This is a genomic window from Streptomyces sp. NPDC041968, assembly GCF_055589025.1.
Window position 1 is genome coordinate 309,024 of sequence record NZ_JBVJCB010000005.1, and the last position, 15,495, is coordinate 324,518.

Here is a 15,495-nt window from a genome sequence, read left to right on the forward strand (position 1 = left end):
CAACCACGAGGGGGTGGGCGCATGGCCGGTGCACGGCGTGCGCGGCAGGAGACCCGGCGGGAGATCGCGGAGTTCCTGAGCATCGGGCCGGTGCAGGTCGCCGAACTGGACCTCGGTGACGAGGGCCCCGTGCTGAGACCGGGGCCGGGCAGCGCGCCGGTGGCGTCCGGGGCGGTGTTCCTCCTGGTCAGGCGGGCGGGGCGGCCGGTGGGGACACTGCTCGGGGAGGTGCCCGAGGGCGCCGATCCCACGGAGGTGCTGGCGGCGCTCGCCCGGGAGGTGCTCGGCGGGACGACGCCCGCGCCGCCGTCCGCGCCGCCGTCCGCCGGTGTCGTGGTCGCCACCCGGGAACGCGCGGACCAGCTCGCCCGCGCGCTGGACTCCCTGCTCGCGCAGGACCACCCGGACTTCGAGATCGTCGTCGTCGACAACGCCCCCGCGACCGAGGAGACCCGGGACCTGGTCGAGCGCAAGTACGGGGAACGGGTGCGGTACGTCCGCGAACCGGTCCCCGGGCTGGCGAGCGCGCACAACCGGGGGCTCGCTGCCGTACGCGCCGAGGTGGTCGCCTTCACCGACGACGACGTGGTCGCGGACCCGCGCTGGCTCAGCGAGCTGACCGCGCCCTTCACCACCGACCCGCGCCTGGGCTGCGCCACGGGGCTGATCCTGCCCGCGCGGCTGGGCACCCCCGCCCAGGTGCTGCTGGAGAGCCACGGCGGCTTCGCCAAGGGCTTCGCCCCCCGGACCTACGACCCCCGGCACCCACCCGCCGACGAGCCGCTGTTCCCGTTCACCGCGGGACGCTTCGGCTCCGGCGCCAACATGGCCTTCCGTACGGAGGTGCTGCGCACGGTCGGCGGTTTCGACCCGGCGACCGGCGCGGGCACCCGGGCCCGGGGCGGTGACGACCTCTACGGCTTCGTCCGCGTCCTCGCCCAGGGGCACGGGCTGCGCTACACCCCCTCGGCCCTGGTCTGGCACCACCACCGGGAGACCTGGCGGGACCTGGAGACCCAGGCGTACGGCTACGGCGCGGGCCTCACCGCCTACCTCACGGCGATCCTGGTGAACCGGCCCGCGCTGCTGCCCGCCTTCCTCGCCCGGGTGCCCGGCGGGCTCGCGCACGCGCGGGCGCTGACCGCCGTCCGTGCGGCCGGGGCGCGCGCCGCCGACGCGACCGCGGCCGGTGGTCCCGCCGCCGGTGGCGCGGGTCCCGCGGCGGGGGCGCCGGGTGGGCACGACTCCCGTACACACCCCTGGCCGCGGCGCCTGGCACGGTTGCAGCTGCGGGGCATGCTGTACGGGCCCGTCGGCTACCTGCGTGCCCGTCGCGCCCTGCGCACGGTCGGACGGGAGGCGGGATGAACGAGGGTGCGGGAATGGGCGGGGCGCGCGGGGGCGTACGGGCGGCGGCCGGGCACATACCCGTCTTCCTCTACCACGCGGTGATGGACGACCCGCCATCCTGGATCGCCGAGTTCACCGTTCCTCCCAGGGAGTTCGCGGCGCACCTGGACGCGATCGTCGACAGCGGCCGGACACCCGTCACCATCAGTGTGCTCGCGGACCATCTGGCCGGGAGGGCGGTGCTGCCGGCCCGGCCCGTCCTGCTCACCTTCGACGACGGCTTCGCCGACCTGCCCGGTCCCACGGCCGAGGCGCTGGCCGGGCGCGGGCTGCCGGCCACCGCGTACCTCACCACCGGGGCCATCGCACCGGGTGGTCGCAGTCTGCTGCCGCCCGCTCCGATGATGGCCCTGGACACGGTGACGGAGCTGGAACGTTCCGGCATGGAGATCGGCAGCCACACCGTCACCCACGCCCAGCTCGACACCCTGTCGGCCAAGGGGCTCGCCCGTGAACTGCGCGACTCCAAGGCGGTGTTGGAGGACGCGCTCGGACACCCGGTCCGCCATCTCGCCTACCCGCACGGCTACAACAGCGCGCGGGTGCGGGCCTCGTCGGCCCGTGCCGGGTACGAGACGGCGACCGCCGTGCGGCACGCCCTCAGCTCGGACCGGGACGAGCGGTACCGCATCGCCCGGCTCATCGTGCGGCGGAGCCACACGGTCGCCGACGTCCAGGCGTGGCTGGCGGGAGGGGGCGCCCGCATCGCCCCCTACCGGGACGGGCCCAGGACCGTCGCCTGGCGCTGGTACCGGCGGGGGCGTGCCGTGGTGCGGGGGCCGGAGTTCGCGGGGTGACCGCGACCCGCGCCGCCGTCAGCCCCGCGGCTGGTTGAGGTGCGGGTCGGCGGCCGCCTCGCGCAGGGCCGCCCACGACCGGTCGCCCGCCACGGCGAGGTCGCAGTGGGGTCCCGGGTCGCGGTAGTTCCACTGGAGGGCGGCCTTCACGCCCTCCAGGTCCTTGAGCACCCGGGGCACCTGCGCGTACCAGTCCGCCTGCCGGTCCGGGCGCTTCGGGTCGGACGCGCTGCCGAACTCCGAGAGCATCAGGGGCTTGTCGTCGGTGAGGTGGGCGCGGATCCAGTCGTGGGTGGCGTGCTGGGTCTGCGCGAAGCTCAGCCAGTCCGCCCGGTGGCAGAGGTAGTAGTTGTACTGGTTGTAGCCGATCCAGTCGACGTACTCGTCCCCGGGGTACATCCGCTCGAACAGGTCGGCGTGGTCCAGGTAGCCGGTGATGATCCAGGTCCACACGACGTTGTCGACGCCCAGCTCGCGGAACCGGTCGTGGATGTGCCGGTGGGCCCGCACGTAGTCGGCCGGGGTGCCGTTGTCCGGGGTGCGGGTGTCCATCTCCAGGTCGAAGGAGAGGAACACCTTCTTCCCCGTGCGCTGCCCGTACTCCGCGATGCGCCGGGCCTGGACGTCGATCACGGTGTCGTCCAGCTCGCCGGCGGCGATCTGCTTCCAGGTGGGCTGCTGCTCCCTCGTACCGCCCCACCACTTGCTCTCCCAGGAGAGCAGCAGCATGCGGTCCGCGCCGACGCGCTGTTCCTGCTCGGTCAGGAGCTGTCCTTCCAGCCGGGTCTCCGTGACCGCGGACATGTCGTGGTACGTGTAGACGATGTCGAGCCCGCGGCCGACCTGCTGCTCGTAGGCGTGCACCTTCTCGGCCAGGTCGGACTTGTCGTGCGGCACGAAGGCGCCGAACCAGGCGCCGCAGGGGGGTTCGAGGAGCGCGGTCGGCCGGCACTCCTCGTCACCGGCCGGGCCGGCCGGGCCGGAGGCGTCGCGCAGGGCGAGCACCGCGATCAGGACCGCGCAGGTGGCCGTGACGGACAGGATCAGCAGCCGGCGCCGGCTGCCGTGGGCCCCGGGGGCTCCAAGGCGGCGGTGCTGTCCGGTCGTCGTCGGGTCCGCGGACGTGCGGCGGGCGGGACGGGCGAACCTCACAGAGTGGAACCTTTCCGTGTCCTCGGCGCCGCCCCCGGCGCCGTCCTGGGCGTCGGGGAGGGGCGCAGGCGGGGGCAGAACGCGGCGAGCGTGGTCAGCAGGGTCAGCGTCAGCAGCACACGGTCCCCGCTGAAGGCCCGCGCGGCGATGAGCACCGTGGCGACCAGCATCGCCGCGGCCACGCTGAGCAGGACGGCCAGCATCAGCCCTTCCAGCAGCTCGGAGTGGCGTTCGAAGTCCGTGTCCCGGCGTTCCACCGGGCCCTCGGCACGGCGGGCCCGCAGTGCGGGGCCGCAGACGCCGACCAGGGCGGCGCCCGGGCCGACGGCCAGGAAGGCCGCCACCGCGGCGCCGCGCAGGGGCGAGCCGCCGGGCAGGGCGAGCGCGGCGAGCGCCAACCAGCCGCCGAACGGCGGCAGCATCCGGATCACGAGGTCCTGGGGTGTCATCACTCGCTCCTCTCTCGGTCTCCTCGGTCCGGCGGCTCAACTCGCCGGCCTCAGGGCGTAGAGCACGCCGGCGCCGTTCTCCGCCAGGAGCTCGAACCGCGACGACGTCGCCACGGACTCCCGGACGCGTCTCAACTGGGTCTCGTCCAGCTGTCCGTTCATCTCGGAGTTGGCCACCTGGCCCTGGGTGAGCAGGAAGTAGGCGCGGGCCGGCGCCTCCACGGCCGCCATGTCGCGGGCGAGGACGGTGGCCGGGTCGCGCACGATCTCGTCGACATGACGCCGGTCGTCGTCGAGGAACCAGTAGTGGTCGACCCTCCAGTACTGCTCGTAGGCGAGCGGGTAGTTCCGGTTGGCGGCGACGACCAGGGAGTCGTCGGGTGCCCGGTCGAAGAGCTGCCGGACGAGGGCGACCTCGGCGGGCGGGAAGTAGTTGATGCGGTCCTTGCCGGAGTAGCTCGGCACGAAGGCGAAGGTCCCGGCGAGCAGCGCGAGCAACGGCGCCCACGCGGCGTACCGCAACGGGGGCAACGAGGGCAGGGGGAGGCGGCGGCGCCGGGCGGGGGCGACCCGCGCGTGTCCCCCCGCCTCCCGCGCGGCGGCGTCGCCGGCCAGCGTGCGGACCTTCGGCAGCAGCGCGGCGGCGGCGAAGAACGCGGCACCCGGCAGCATGAACAGCAGGACGCGGAAGATCATCTCGCTGCCGTAGCTGCTCGCCACGAACATCGGCAGCGGTGCCGCCGCGACGAGCAGCAGCGGCAGCGCCCGGCGCCGCAGTACCCGCTGGCGCAGTACGCCGGCCAGCGCGAGCAGCAGCACGGAACCCGACAGCAGCCGGGCCGCCCAGGAGGTCGCCACCGCGCCGGTACCGGTGGGCGTGGCCCCGTAGCCGGTCTCGACGTTGGCGCCGACGTCACCGATGGAGCGGATCATGTCCGGCATGGCGGCGGACAGGAAGGGCAGCGCGGCCGTCAGGCACCAGGCCAGGAAGAGCACCACCGTCGTGATCACCGGGACCCAGTGCCGGTGGCGGCGGGTGAACGCCAGCGCGGCGAGCGTGACGACGAGCATGCCGGGGGTGAGCTGGTGCGAGACGACCACGGCGGTGACCAGCACGCTGAGCAGTACGGTCCACACCGCCTGCCCCGACCGTCCGCGCCGGCCGCCGAAGCGGCGCAGGACGACCGCGATGACGCCGAGGTGCAGGGCGAAGGCGACGGACTGCGGTGAGAAGTAGTCCTGCCCCACCCAGTTGCCGACGCAGAACAGCCACACGGCGGTCCAGATCAGCCGCCGGTCGGCGGTGAAGGTGCGGTAGATCAGCAGCAGTGGAAGCAGCAGCATGACGCTGGAGACCAGCGGCCACCAGGCCATGTACATCGCGGCGTTGTCCACGCCCAGCAGCCGCACCAGCGCGGCCTGGGCGGCGAAGAAGCCGGGCCACTGGTCGTAGACGGCCATGTCCCCGAGTTGGTCGGCCGTCTGGAGGCCGCCGGAGGTGAGCAGGTGGTCGATGACCGCGTCGTGCTTCCACGCCCACGCGTACAGGGGGGCCGGGTAGAGGACGGCCTGGGTGGCCCGCTCCATCACCAGCAGGCCGAGTACGTACGCGAGCGACCAGCCGTCGCGGCGGCGCGGATCGCGCACCGTGGACCAGAACCCGGCGGTGAGCACCCCGAGGCCGGCCCATAAGGTGGGGTGCAGGGCGCTGAGCAGACCGAAGTCGTCCAGGGCGGAGACGTCGGTGTGCCGGATCGCGTAGGTCCACAGGGCGAGCGCGGTGATCAGGGGCACGGCCGGCCAGGCGGCCGCCGCGCGGGCCGGCCAGGCGGCGGGGGCGAGGTCGGCCAGATCCGTCACGGGCGGCGCGGCGGCGGAACCGGTGGGCTCCTGGGCAGGGGGGCGGTGGGCGCGTACGGGGGTGTTCCGGGCCGGGCGCGCGGGGGTGCTCCGGGCCGGGCGCGCGGACGCTTCCTGGGAGGGCGCGGGGGGTGACTCCTGCGAGGGTGTGGTGGCCGGGTCGGACGGGGTGGCGTCGGCGGGGCCGCGCGGGGTGGCGTCGGCGGGCTCGGGCTGGGTGGCGTCGGCGGGCTCGCGCGGGGGCGGGGCGACCGGCTCGCGCGAGGTGCGCTTTTCCCGGGCTTCCCGGGCTTCCCGGGCTTCCGGGGCGTCCGAGGGCGTGGCTGCTTCCTGGGGCGTCGGTACGGTCCGGTTCGGCGCGTCCGAGGGCGTCGGTGCGTCCCGGTCCGGCGCGTCCGGGGATTCCGGCCCGGACGCGGGCTCTGGTGCGGATCTCTCCCGCGGAGTGGTTGGCGGACGCACGACGGTTCCCCCCTGGCGATTCGGCTCCGTGCTTGATCAGTGCCTGGTCATGCCGTTCGGTCTGGTGCGGTGCGGGGACTCCGCCGGGCCCGCCGGGCCCGTCAGGTCCGCGGGGCCCGCCGGGGAGGCCGGACGGCGCAGCGACAGGAGCAGGACGACGAGAACGAGCAGCAGGAGGAGGGGCGGCGCGACCGGCGCGAGCTCCTGACGCCAGACCCAGCTCCCCACCGCGGCGAGATACAGAACCCCCCAGCGTGCCTGCCACGGCAGCCGACCGCCCGCCTGGGCGAGCAGCGACCACAGCGGTACGAGACACAGCAGTTGCAGGACGAGCGGAACCCAGCGCAACAGCGTGCCGGGTCCGTCGAGACCCGTCGCGTCCGCGAGGAACCGGGCCGCCTCCGCATAGAACGTCCCGCGCACCGGCTCCGGTTCGTGGCCGAGGGCGACGGGGGCCGCGTGGAGGGCGAGGACGGCGGCCCCCAACGCGGTGCCGGGCAGCCAGGGGTCCGGCGAGGCGCACAGGGTCACGGACGCCACGAACACCACGAGCAGCAGGGTCCCCGCGACCAGCGCCGACAGGGGCAGGCCCCGCAGCAGCGCCCGCCCGGTCAGCTCGGCTCCGGCCCCGGACGCGTCGCTCAGCCAGGGCAGCCCGCGCGACGCCACCAGAAGGACCATCGCGGCGACGCCGACCAGCAGCCACAGCACCGGCCGGAGCCGCCGCTCCGCCACGGCGCTGTCGTCGCCTACGGGGCTGTCGTCAGGGCCGGTCACGGGGTCGTCGTCAGGGCCGCCACTGCCCGGGCCGGCCTCGTCGTGCCGGACGTCCGGGCCGGGCCCGGAGCCGACGGCGGTGCGGGAGCCCGCGCCGGGGCCGGGCTCCTCGGCCGCCAGTGCGGGACCCGGGGCCTGCTCGACGCGGGCCCCCGGGGACGCCGGTCGCGCTCGCCCGTGCCCGGCCTCGGCCTCGGCCTCGGCCCCGGGGTCCCGGGGGCGCCGGACGATCACCGCGAGGGTGTCCGCCTCCAGCGCCTCTCGTTCGTAACCCGGGCGCCCTATGAACAGCGCGACCGTGTCCTCCCGCGCCGCCCCGACGGACTTCCCGTCCTCGTAGGCCGCCCGCCGCGCCCAGCTGGTCCCGTACCCCGCGGTGGCGTTCAGCCGCGCCCAGCGCGTGCCGTACGCACTGCCGGGAGCGGCCTCGCGCTCGCGTCCCGGTCCGGGGCCGCCGGAGACGTCCGGGCCCCCGGGACCACCCGGCCCCGGACGGCCGGCCCCGTCGGCGCCCCGCAGGGTGGCGCGCAGGCCGGGCGCACAGCCCACGGCGACCACGGTCATGCCCCCCAGCACCGCCCAGCCGGCGCCCGCGATCCCCGCCGACGTGAACAGCAGCGCGGCGCTGCCCAGGACGAGGACGCACATGGCGCCCTGCACGGCGGCGAGCATGCCGGTACGCCCCTGGACGCGCAGCACCCCGATGTACAGCTCGACCACGATGCGCGGCAGCGCCCCGAGGGCCAGCAGACGCAGCACCGTCGAACCGTGCTCGGCGTAGTCCGCGTCGAAGGGCGCGAGGATCTGCGGGGCGAAGACGACCAGGAAGAGCACCACCGGCACCAGCAGCAGCGTCATCCGGCGCAGCGCTCCGCGGACGCCGTCGGCGAGGCGGCGCGGGTCGTGCGAGGCGTGGGCGGTGAGGGAGGAGGCCATGTTGATGGCCATGAACTCCATCGTGCCGCCCACGGTGTACGCCACGTAGAAGTAGCCGTTCTGCGCGGCGCTGAAGTTGACCGCGACCATCACCGGCAACAGGTTGATCATCGCCAGGCTGAACAGTGCGCCCAGTGAGTCCCCGGCCAGGAACCGTCCCATCTCACGAGGTCCGGGCGGTTCCACGTCGTGGTCGGCGGCGGCCTGGCGCGGGATGAGTCTGCGGAAGATCAGCCAGCCGAGCGGCAGAGTGGAGAAGGCGATGGCCACGGCCCAGGACACGAAGATGCCGAGCACCGGGAGCGTGGTCGCGAAGACGGCGAGCAGGATCAGCTTCCCGAGCGAGAACACGGCGTTCCCGGCGGGCACCCACTCCGCCTTCCGCAGCCCGGTCAGGACACCGTCCTGGAGTGTGAGCAGCGCCCAGGCCACGCACGCCGCGACGAACAGCGTGCCCGCCGCCGCGGTGCCCAGCGGCGCGTAGGACGCGCCCCACAGGTCCAGGGTGAGCAGGAAGACGAACGCGGCCACGGCCACGACCACCGAACTGGCCGCGTAGGCGCGCCACACCAGCGGCCCGGTCGCACGGCCCGCCCGGGGCACGAAGCGGACCACGGCGCCGATCATCGTCGTCGCCGTGATGCTGGCCAGCAGCCGCATGGCGGCGATCGCGGCGGAGCCCTGTCCGACGGCCTCCTCCGAGTAGTAGCGGGCGGCCACGAGCCAGAAGCCGAGGCCGAGCACGGCGGAGACGCCGGTGCTGAGCATCAGGAAGTAGGCGTTCTTGAAGAGCGAGTCGCCACCGTGCCCGCTTCCGGGCAGCGTCGAGCCGCCGTCGGCGGATGCCGCGGCGGTCTCGTGCACCCGCGTCTCAGCCACCGGACGGAACCAGCCCCTCCGGCAGCTCGGCCGGTCGTGCTCCCGACTCCTCCAGCACCGCCACGGCCGCACGGGCGCGCAGCGGATCCACGGGGAGCGCGTGCCGCGCGAACCAGCGCGCCCCCTCGGGGGACGGGGAGGGGTCCGTGAAGTCCGCGCCCGCGTAGTCGTCGAGCGGCGGGTCGTAGAGGTACCCGACGACGATGCCGCGCCGTGCCAGCGCGCGAACCGCGGCGTCCCGGTCCGCCACCAGGAGCGGCACCCGGAACAACGGCTGCGCCCCGCCGGGTGCCCCACCGGGCGCCCCGCCGCTCGGCGCGTCCCACCCGGCCGGCCTCGCCCAGCGCGTCGAGAGCAGCAGCTCGGTCCCCGAGCGGCACCGCGCGAGTACGTCGTCCAGCCCGTCGAGCCGCCGCGCGATCCGCCCGAGCCGGAACCGGCCCGCCCGCAGGCGGTAGTCGTGCATGTCGACCCGCACCCACGGGTCGTGCGCGGTCAGGTCCGGCGCGGAGGCGAGCGCGCGGGCCAGCTCCCGCTGACGCAAGGGCATCCGGATCCCCTCACGCTCCATCCGCCCCAGCAGGCGCATCGTGGCCCAGGCGGCCCTCCGCAGCCGCAGTCCGCGTACCGCGGCCTCCGCGTACGGCCGCACGGCGTAGGCCACTTCGGCCGAGGTGCGACGGGGCAGCAGGAGGTCCTCGCAGGTCTTCCCCAGTGCTTCCCGCAGCCCCGGATCGGCGAGCGCGAGGATTCCTCCGGCCTTGGCGCCGACGTGCTTGGACAGGCTGAGGACGGAGGCGTCGCCCCAGGCTCCGACCGGGCGCCCGCCCACCGCACTGCCGATGGCGTGCGCCGCGTCCTCGAACAACGGGATGCCCAACGCGTCGCAGCGGGCCCGCAGTCCGGGCGCCGGGTCCGGGTTCCCGTACAGGTTCGTCGTCAGGACGGCGGACAGCGAGCCCCACGTCTCCCCCGGCACGGCATCGATGTCGATGGAGGCGTCCGAGGGGTTCAGCGGGGCCTGGACCGGCCGCAGTCCGGCCGCCAGCACGACGAAGAAGACGACGTCGTCGTTGACCGGCGACATCAGCACGCGGCCGCCCGGCGGGCACCAGTGCCGCAGTGCCGCGTACAGCCCGAAACGGCATGACGGTACGTACACGCATTCCCGGCCGAGCCGGCCGCGCATGGTCTCCTCGAGCCGCTTCCTCGGCCGCGAACCATCCCGCACCGAACCCGGACCAGCCTCCCCAATGGCCATCCGCCCCCCTGGTGTGCCCTTGAGAGCCCCCTCCCCGAGGCCCTCCGGCACCCGCCCAGAGTCGCCCCGTTCGCACCGCTCCGTCAAGATTGCGTACCGGCCTGTGGACGACTTGCCGTGTCCGAACGGAAGCGGAGCGCCACATCTTTCGTCGTTCACGCGGGCGTGCGCCCGCGGCGAGGGCGCCGCCCCACCGGCCCCACCGCACCCCCGGCGTACCGGCCGACGGGCCACTCCCCGCACGTCAGCCCGCCTGTGCGCGCCCTCCCCCACACCACACCGCCCCCTCACGACACACTGCCCAAGACCGGTATGTCACCCGTAACGTGTGGCCGGGCCACGAACCGCGTGGCGCACCCGGCGCGCACGGCGCACATGGCGAGCACGAAAGCGAGGCACCACCCGATGCCCCCCTTCGACGTCCCCGAGGGCGACCCCTTCGGCCCGCACAACCTTCCGTACGGCGTGTTCTCGATCCCCGGCACGCAGGAGCGGACGGTGGGCGTCCGGCTCGGCGACCACGTCCTCGACGCCGGCGCGGCGGCCCACGCGCTCGGGTCGCCGTACGCCTCCCTGCTCGCGCGGCCCACCCTCAACCCGCTGCTGGCGGCCGGCCGTACCGCCTGGTCCGACGTGCGGCGCGCGCTGACGGCATGGGTGACGGTCCCCTCCCACCGCGAGACCCTGGCGCCCCTGTTCCACCCGCTGTCGTCGGTGACCCTGCACCTGCCCTTCGAGGTCGCGGACTACGTCGACTTCTACGCCTCCGAGAACCACGCCCGGAACGTCGGCCAGATGTTCCGCCCCGACGCCGCCGACTCCCTCACCCCGAACTGGAAGCACCTCCCCATCGGTTACCACGGCCGTTCCGGCACGGTGGTCGTGTCCGGCACGGACGTCGTACGGCCGTCCGGGCAGCGCAAGGCCCCCACCGACCCCGCGCCCGTCTTCGGGCCCTCCGTCCGCCTCGACATCGAGGCAGAGGTCGGCTTCGTGGTGGGCGTGCCGTCCGAGCTGGGCAGCCCGGTGGCGCTCGGCGACTTCCGCGAGCACGTCTTCGGGCTGTGCCTGCTCAACGACTGGTCCGCGCGGGACGTCCAGGCCTGGGAGTACGTCCCCCTCGGCCCGTTCCTCGGCAAGTCCTTCGCCACGTCGGTGTCGGCCTGGATCACGCCGCTGGACGCCCTGGAGGACGCGCGGGTGACGCCTCCGGAGCGCACGCACGATCTGCTGCCCTACCTCGACGACACGAGCGGGGAAGCCGACGAGCCGGGCGGCTACGACCTGCGGATCTCCGTCGCCGTCAACGGCCACGTGGTCTCCGAGCCGCCCTTCTCCACCATGTACTGGACGGCCGCCCAGCAACTGGCCCACATGACCGTGGGCGGCGCCTCGCTGCGCACCGGCGACCTCTACGGTTCGGGCACGGTGAGCGGACCGACCGAGCGCGAACGCGGGTCGCTGCTCGAACTGACCTGGAACGGACGCGACCCGCTGGACCTGCCCGACGGAAAGCGCACGTTCCTCGAGGACGGGGACGTGGTGACCCTCTCGGCCTGGGCGCCGGGGCCGGGCGGGGTCCGGGTCGGCCTCGGCGAGGTGACCGGCCGGGTGGTCGGGCAGGCGGCCGACCGATAACTCCCGCTGTCCGGATCCGACGCCCTCGGCAGCTGACTCGCACCGCCCGGCACCGTCATACTGGCGTCGGGCGGTGTGCGCGCGGCACGTCCGCCCGCCTCCGGCCGAGCAGGAGCAGTGCCCCGCCCGGAGCCGCACCTCGCTCCGGGGCCCGCGGGGTCCGCGGGACCCCGGCGACCGGCCGCAGCCACAACGCCCCGCGCACCGACCGCAGTGCCGCACAGCCCAGCCCAGCACCGGACCAGCACAGCCCCGCATTGGATCAGCACCGCCTCGCACCAGCCAGCTCAGCCCGTACAGCCAGAGCCGCCCTTCCGACACCAGGATCCGGAGCCCGTGGCATGACCGTCTGCCTGCTCCTGCTGTTCGTCGTCGCCGTGACCGCCGCGGTACCGGTGCCGCGCGCGCTGACCCGGTCCGCGTGGCCCGAGCGGGACCCCGTGGTCGCGCTGTGGGCGTGGCAGTGCCTGGTCGCCACCGTCCTGCTGTGCTGCCTGACGGCCCTCGTCCTCGGGGCCGCCGCCGTCTTCGGCACCGTCCGCGCCCAGCTCTTCGCGCCGGCGCCGCCCGCGGTGACCGAGGCCTACAACCTCTCCGCCGGCCCGCCCTGGGCCGCCGCCCTCACCCTGCTGCTGGCCGGCGGGGCCGCCTGGACCACCGCCATGCTCGCCCGAGAGCTGGTCGAAGCCCGCCGCGGCCGCGCCCGGTCCCGCGCCCAGCTGCGGGAACGCGCCCCCGACCTGCCCGCCGGCCTCCCCGCCGCCCGCGGCCCCCTGCTGGTCCTGGAGGACGAGTACCCGGACGCCTGGTGGATGCCCGGCCACCCGCCCCAGCTGATCGTCACCACCGGCGCCCTGCAGCGCCTCACCGACCACCAGCTCGACGCCGTCCTCACCCACGAGCGCGGCCACGCCCGCGCCCACCACGACTGGCTGCTGCACCTGTCCACCGCCCTGGCCACCGGCTTCCCGCGCGTCCCGCTCTTCGCCCACTTCTGCGACCAGACCCACCGCCTGGTCGAGCTGTCCGCCGACGACACCGCCTCCCGTCGCTGCGGCCACCTGACCACGGCACTGGCACTGATCGAACTGAACCAGCACCGGGGCGTCCTGTCCTGCGCCTCCAGCCACCGCCTCCTCGGTGAGCGGGTCGACCGCCTCCTCGAACCGCCGCCCCGCCTGACCCCCGGGCACCGGGCCCTGACCACGGCCACGGCCGCCCTCGTCCCCCTGCTCCCCCTGCTGATCACCTTCGCCCCGGGACTGACGGCGCTGGCCTAGCCCCGGCTCCGGCGCGGCCCGGCTGCGCCGCTGCTCGGGCACCGGCTCCGGCGGGTTGGCCGCCACCGCACGGCACCGGTGTCCGGTCGTCTATATCCAGTCGTCCGGCTCCGGCTCGGGCTCGGTCTCGGGCCAGTCGTCCGCGGCAGGTCGGGAGTCCGCCGACCGGTCGGCCTCGGGGGCCGCGGACGCCGCGGCGGCGTCCGGTCCCTGGAGCCCGGCCAGTACGGCGAGCACTCCCTCCCCGTACGTCAGCAGCTTCTTCTCGCCGACCCCGCTGACGCCCCCGAGCTGCTCGACCGAGGTGGGCCAGGCGGTGGCGATCTCCCGGAGGGTGGCGTCGTGGAAGATGACGTACGCCGGGACGCCCTGCTCCCGTGCCTGCTCCGCGCGCCAGGCGCGCAGGGCCTCGAAGGCGGGGACCAGTTCCTGGGGCAGTTCGACGGCGGCGGCCTTGGACTTGCGGTCGCCGCGTCCGCCACCCGCCGCCCGGGCCGCGGCCGGCTTCGCGGGCTCCTTGCGCAGCGGCACGTCCCGCTCGCGTCTCAGCACCGACCCGCTGTCCTCGGTCAGCACCAGCGTGCCGTACTCGCCCTCGACGGCGAGCAGTCCCTGGGCCAGCAACTGCCGGGCGACGCCCCGCCACTCGCCCTCGGTCAGCTCCTCGCCGATGCCGAACACGGAGAGCTGGTCGTGGTCGAACTGGATCACCTTGGCGGTGCGCTTGCCCAGCAGGATGTCGATGATCTGGCCCGCGCCGAACTTCTGCCCGCGCTCCCGCTTCAGCCGCACCACCGTCGACAGCACCTTCTGTGCCGCCACCGTGCCGTCCCAGGTCTGCGGCGGGGTGAGGCAGGTGTCGCAGTTGCCGCAGCCGGCCGGGTCCGGTTCCTGGCCGAAGTAGGCGAGGAGCTGGCCTCGGCGGCACCGGGCGGTCTCGCACAGGGCGAGCATCGCGTCCAGGTGGGACTGCGCGCGGCGGCGGAACGCCTCGTCGCCCTCTCCGGACTGGATCATCTTGCGCTGCTGGATGACGTCGTTGAGGCCGTAGGCCATCCAGGCCGTCGACGGCAGCCCGTCCCGGCCGGCGCGGCCCGTCTCCTGGTAGTAGCCCTCGACCGACTTGGGCAGGTCGAGGTGGGCGACGAAGCGCACGTCCGGCTTGTCGATGCCCATGCCGAAGGCGATGGTCGCCACGACCACCAGGCCCTCCTCGCGCAGGAACCTCGACTGGTGCGCCGCGCGGGTGCCCGCGTCGAGTCCCGCGTGGTACGGCACGGCCTCGATGCCGTTGCGGCAGAGGAACTCGGCGGTTTTGTCGACGGAGTTTCGCGAGAGGCAGTAGACGATGCCCGCCTCGCCCGCGTGCTCCTCGCGCAGGAAGCTCAGCAGCTGCTTCCTGGGGTCGCTCTTGGGCACGATGCGGTACTGGATGTTGGGCCGGTCGAAGCTGGCCACGAAGTGCCGCGCCGTCGGCATGTTCAGCCGCTCGGTGATCTCGCGGTGCGTCGCGTGCGTGGCCGTCGCCGTCAGCGCCAGCCGGGGCACGTCGGGCCAGCGCTCGCCGAGCAGGGACAGGGCGAGGTAGTCGGGCCGGAAGTCATGGCCCCACTGCGACACGCAGTGCGCCTCGTCGATCGCGAAGAGGGAGATCTTGCCCCGGGAGAGCAGGTCGAGGGTGCCCTGCAGCCGCAGCCGCTCGGGGGCCAGGTACAGCAGGTCCAGCTCGCCGGCGAGGAACTCGGCCTCCACCACGCGTCGCTCGTCGAAGTCCTGCGTCGAGTTCATGAACCCGGCACGCACACCGAGTGCGCGCAGGGCGTCCACCTGGTCCTGCATGAGCGCGATGAGCGGCGAGACCACGATGCCCGTGCCGGGCCTGACCAGGGACGGAATCTGGTAGCAGAGCGACTTGCCGCCGCCGGTCGGCATGAGCACGACGGCGTCACCGCCCGCCACCACGTGCTCGACGATCGCCTCCTGCTCGCCGCGGAAGGCCTCGTACCCGAAGACCCGGTGCAGGGTGGCCAGCGCCTCGCCGCCCACGCCCGTCGCCTGTGCCGTCTCTGCCATCTCGCCGATCACGCCCGTCCCGCCCATCGCCTGGTCCCCCGTACGCCTTGCCTCGCCCGTCCGAGGCATCCGTCCCGTCCGGTCCTTCTGGTCCGCCCTGTCCCGACCACTGCCTCAACGATAGGGGTCCGCGCCGACAGCCCCGGAGTTGTCCACAGGCTTCACCCCTCGCTGCTCGTGCTCGGCCGACAACCTGGTGCGAAATCCGCTTCCACGGCCGGGAACCCATGAGTACTGCGCCCGGCTGTCGTACTGGCCGTTGAGGTCGTCTCGCCGGACTCTCTCTCCCGCGACCGCGAGACCAAGCCCCTGAAGTACGCCCGCGCCGGCATCACCCACCACTGGGGCGTGGAGAACGAGAAGGGCCTCGCCGTCGTCCACGCCTTCGAGCTGGAGCCGCCACCGGCGCCTACGTCGGTGTCGGCATCTTCCGTGAGCGCATGAAGGTGGGCGCCCCCTTCCCGATGAACCTGGACCTGACCGCCATCAAGGCCCGTCGGAGCGGGGAGGAGCCCTCACAC

The 15,495-nt window shown here is 74.4% G+C and carries 10 protein-coding genes and 1 pseudogene; 5 read left to right on the top strand and 6 right to left on the bottom strand.

Features of this window, described 5'->3' with window-relative positions:
- Positions 1-21: 21 nt before the first annotated feature.
- Positions 22-1,368, top strand: coding sequence for a glycosyltransferase family 2 protein (locus tag ACZ6EG_RS15105; protein WP_469604734.1), 1,347 nt, complete (start codon positions 22-24; stop codon positions 1,366-1,368).
- The gene (locus ACZ6EG_RS15110) at positions 1,365-2,207 is read left to right on the top strand and encodes a polysaccharide deacetylase family protein (RefSeq protein WP_469604737.1); all 843 of its coding nucleotides are present in this window, start codon (positions 1,365-1,367) and stop codon (positions 2,205-2,207) included. Before ACZ6EG_RS15105 ends, ACZ6EG_RS15110 begins: the two co-directional genes overlap by 4 nt.
- Positions 2,208-2,225: 18 nt before the next feature.
- Here ACZ6EG_RS15110 and ACZ6EG_RS15115 read toward each other — a convergent pair whose 3' ends face one another.
- From ACZ6EG_RS15115 to ACZ6EG_RS15135, 5 genes are all read right to left on the bottom strand, one after another.
- Positions 2,226-3,359: a glycosyl hydrolase gene (locus tag ACZ6EG_RS15115; RefSeq protein ID WP_469604739.1), complete on the bottom strand. Its 1,134-nt coding sequence runs from the start codon at positions 3,357-3,359 to the stop codon at positions 2,226-2,228.
- Positions 3,356-3,808 carry a hypothetical protein gene (locus ACZ6EG_RS15120; protein WP_469604742.1) on the bottom strand — a complete coding sequence of 151 codons (453 nt, stop codon included), beginning with the start codon at positions 3,806-3,808 and terminating at the stop codon, positions 3,356-3,358. Before ACZ6EG_RS15120 ends, ACZ6EG_RS15115 begins: the two co-directional genes overlap by 4 nt.
- 36 nt (positions 3,809-3,844) lie before the next feature.
- Entirely contained in the window at positions 3,845-5,668 is a 1,824-nt protein-coding gene (locus tag ACZ6EG_RS15125) for a glycosyltransferase (protein WP_469604996.1), read from the bottom strand.
- A 498-nt stretch (positions 5,669-6,166) separates the two neighbouring features.
- The gene (locus ACZ6EG_RS15130; RefSeq protein WP_391970024.1) at positions 6,167-8,722 is read right to left on the bottom strand and encodes a lipopolysaccharide biosynthesis protein; all 2,556 of its coding nucleotides are present in this window, start codon (positions 8,720-8,722) and stop codon (positions 6,167-6,169) included.
- Complete coding sequence (locus ACZ6EG_RS15135) at positions 8,715-9,911, bottom strand: DegT/DnrJ/EryC1/StrS family aminotransferase (RefSeq protein ID WP_391970025.1); 1,197 nt, start codon at positions 9,909-9,911, stop codon at positions 8,715-8,717. Before ACZ6EG_RS15135 ends, ACZ6EG_RS15130 begins: the two co-directional genes overlap by 8 nt.
- A gap of 477 nt (positions 9,912-10,388) precedes the next feature.
- Here ACZ6EG_RS15135 and fahA point away from each other — a divergent pair, with 477 nt between their 5' ends.
- Together fahA and ACZ6EG_RS15145 are read left to right on the top strand one after the other, a co-directional pair.
- The gene (fahA, locus tag ACZ6EG_RS15140) at positions 10,389-11,621 is read left to right on the top strand and encodes a fumarylacetoacetase (protein ID WP_391970026.1); all 1,233 of its coding nucleotides are present in this window, start codon (positions 10,389-10,391) and stop codon (positions 11,619-11,621) included.
- A gap of 341 nt (positions 11,622-11,962) precedes the next feature.
- Complete coding sequence (locus ACZ6EG_RS15145; protein WP_469604747.1) at positions 11,963-12,901, top strand: M56 family metallopeptidase; 939 nt, start codon at positions 11,963-11,965, stop codon at positions 12,899-12,901.
- 90 nt (positions 12,902-12,991) lie between these two features.
- Here ACZ6EG_RS15145 and recQ read toward each other — a convergent pair whose 3' ends face one another.
- The gene (gene recQ, locus ACZ6EG_RS15150; protein WP_391970028.1) at positions 12,992-15,001 is read right to left on the bottom strand and encodes a DNA helicase RecQ; all 2,010 of its coding nucleotides are present in this window, start codon (positions 14,999-15,001) and stop codon (positions 12,992-12,994) included.
- Positions 15,002-15,217: 216 nt separating this feature from the next.
- Here recQ and ACZ6EG_RS15155 point away from each other — a divergent pair.
- A pseudogene (locus tag ACZ6EG_RS15155) lies at positions 15,218-15,483 on the top strand (Uma2 family endonuclease); the annotation flags it as partial.
- Positions 15,484-15,495: the final 12 nt, after the last annotated feature.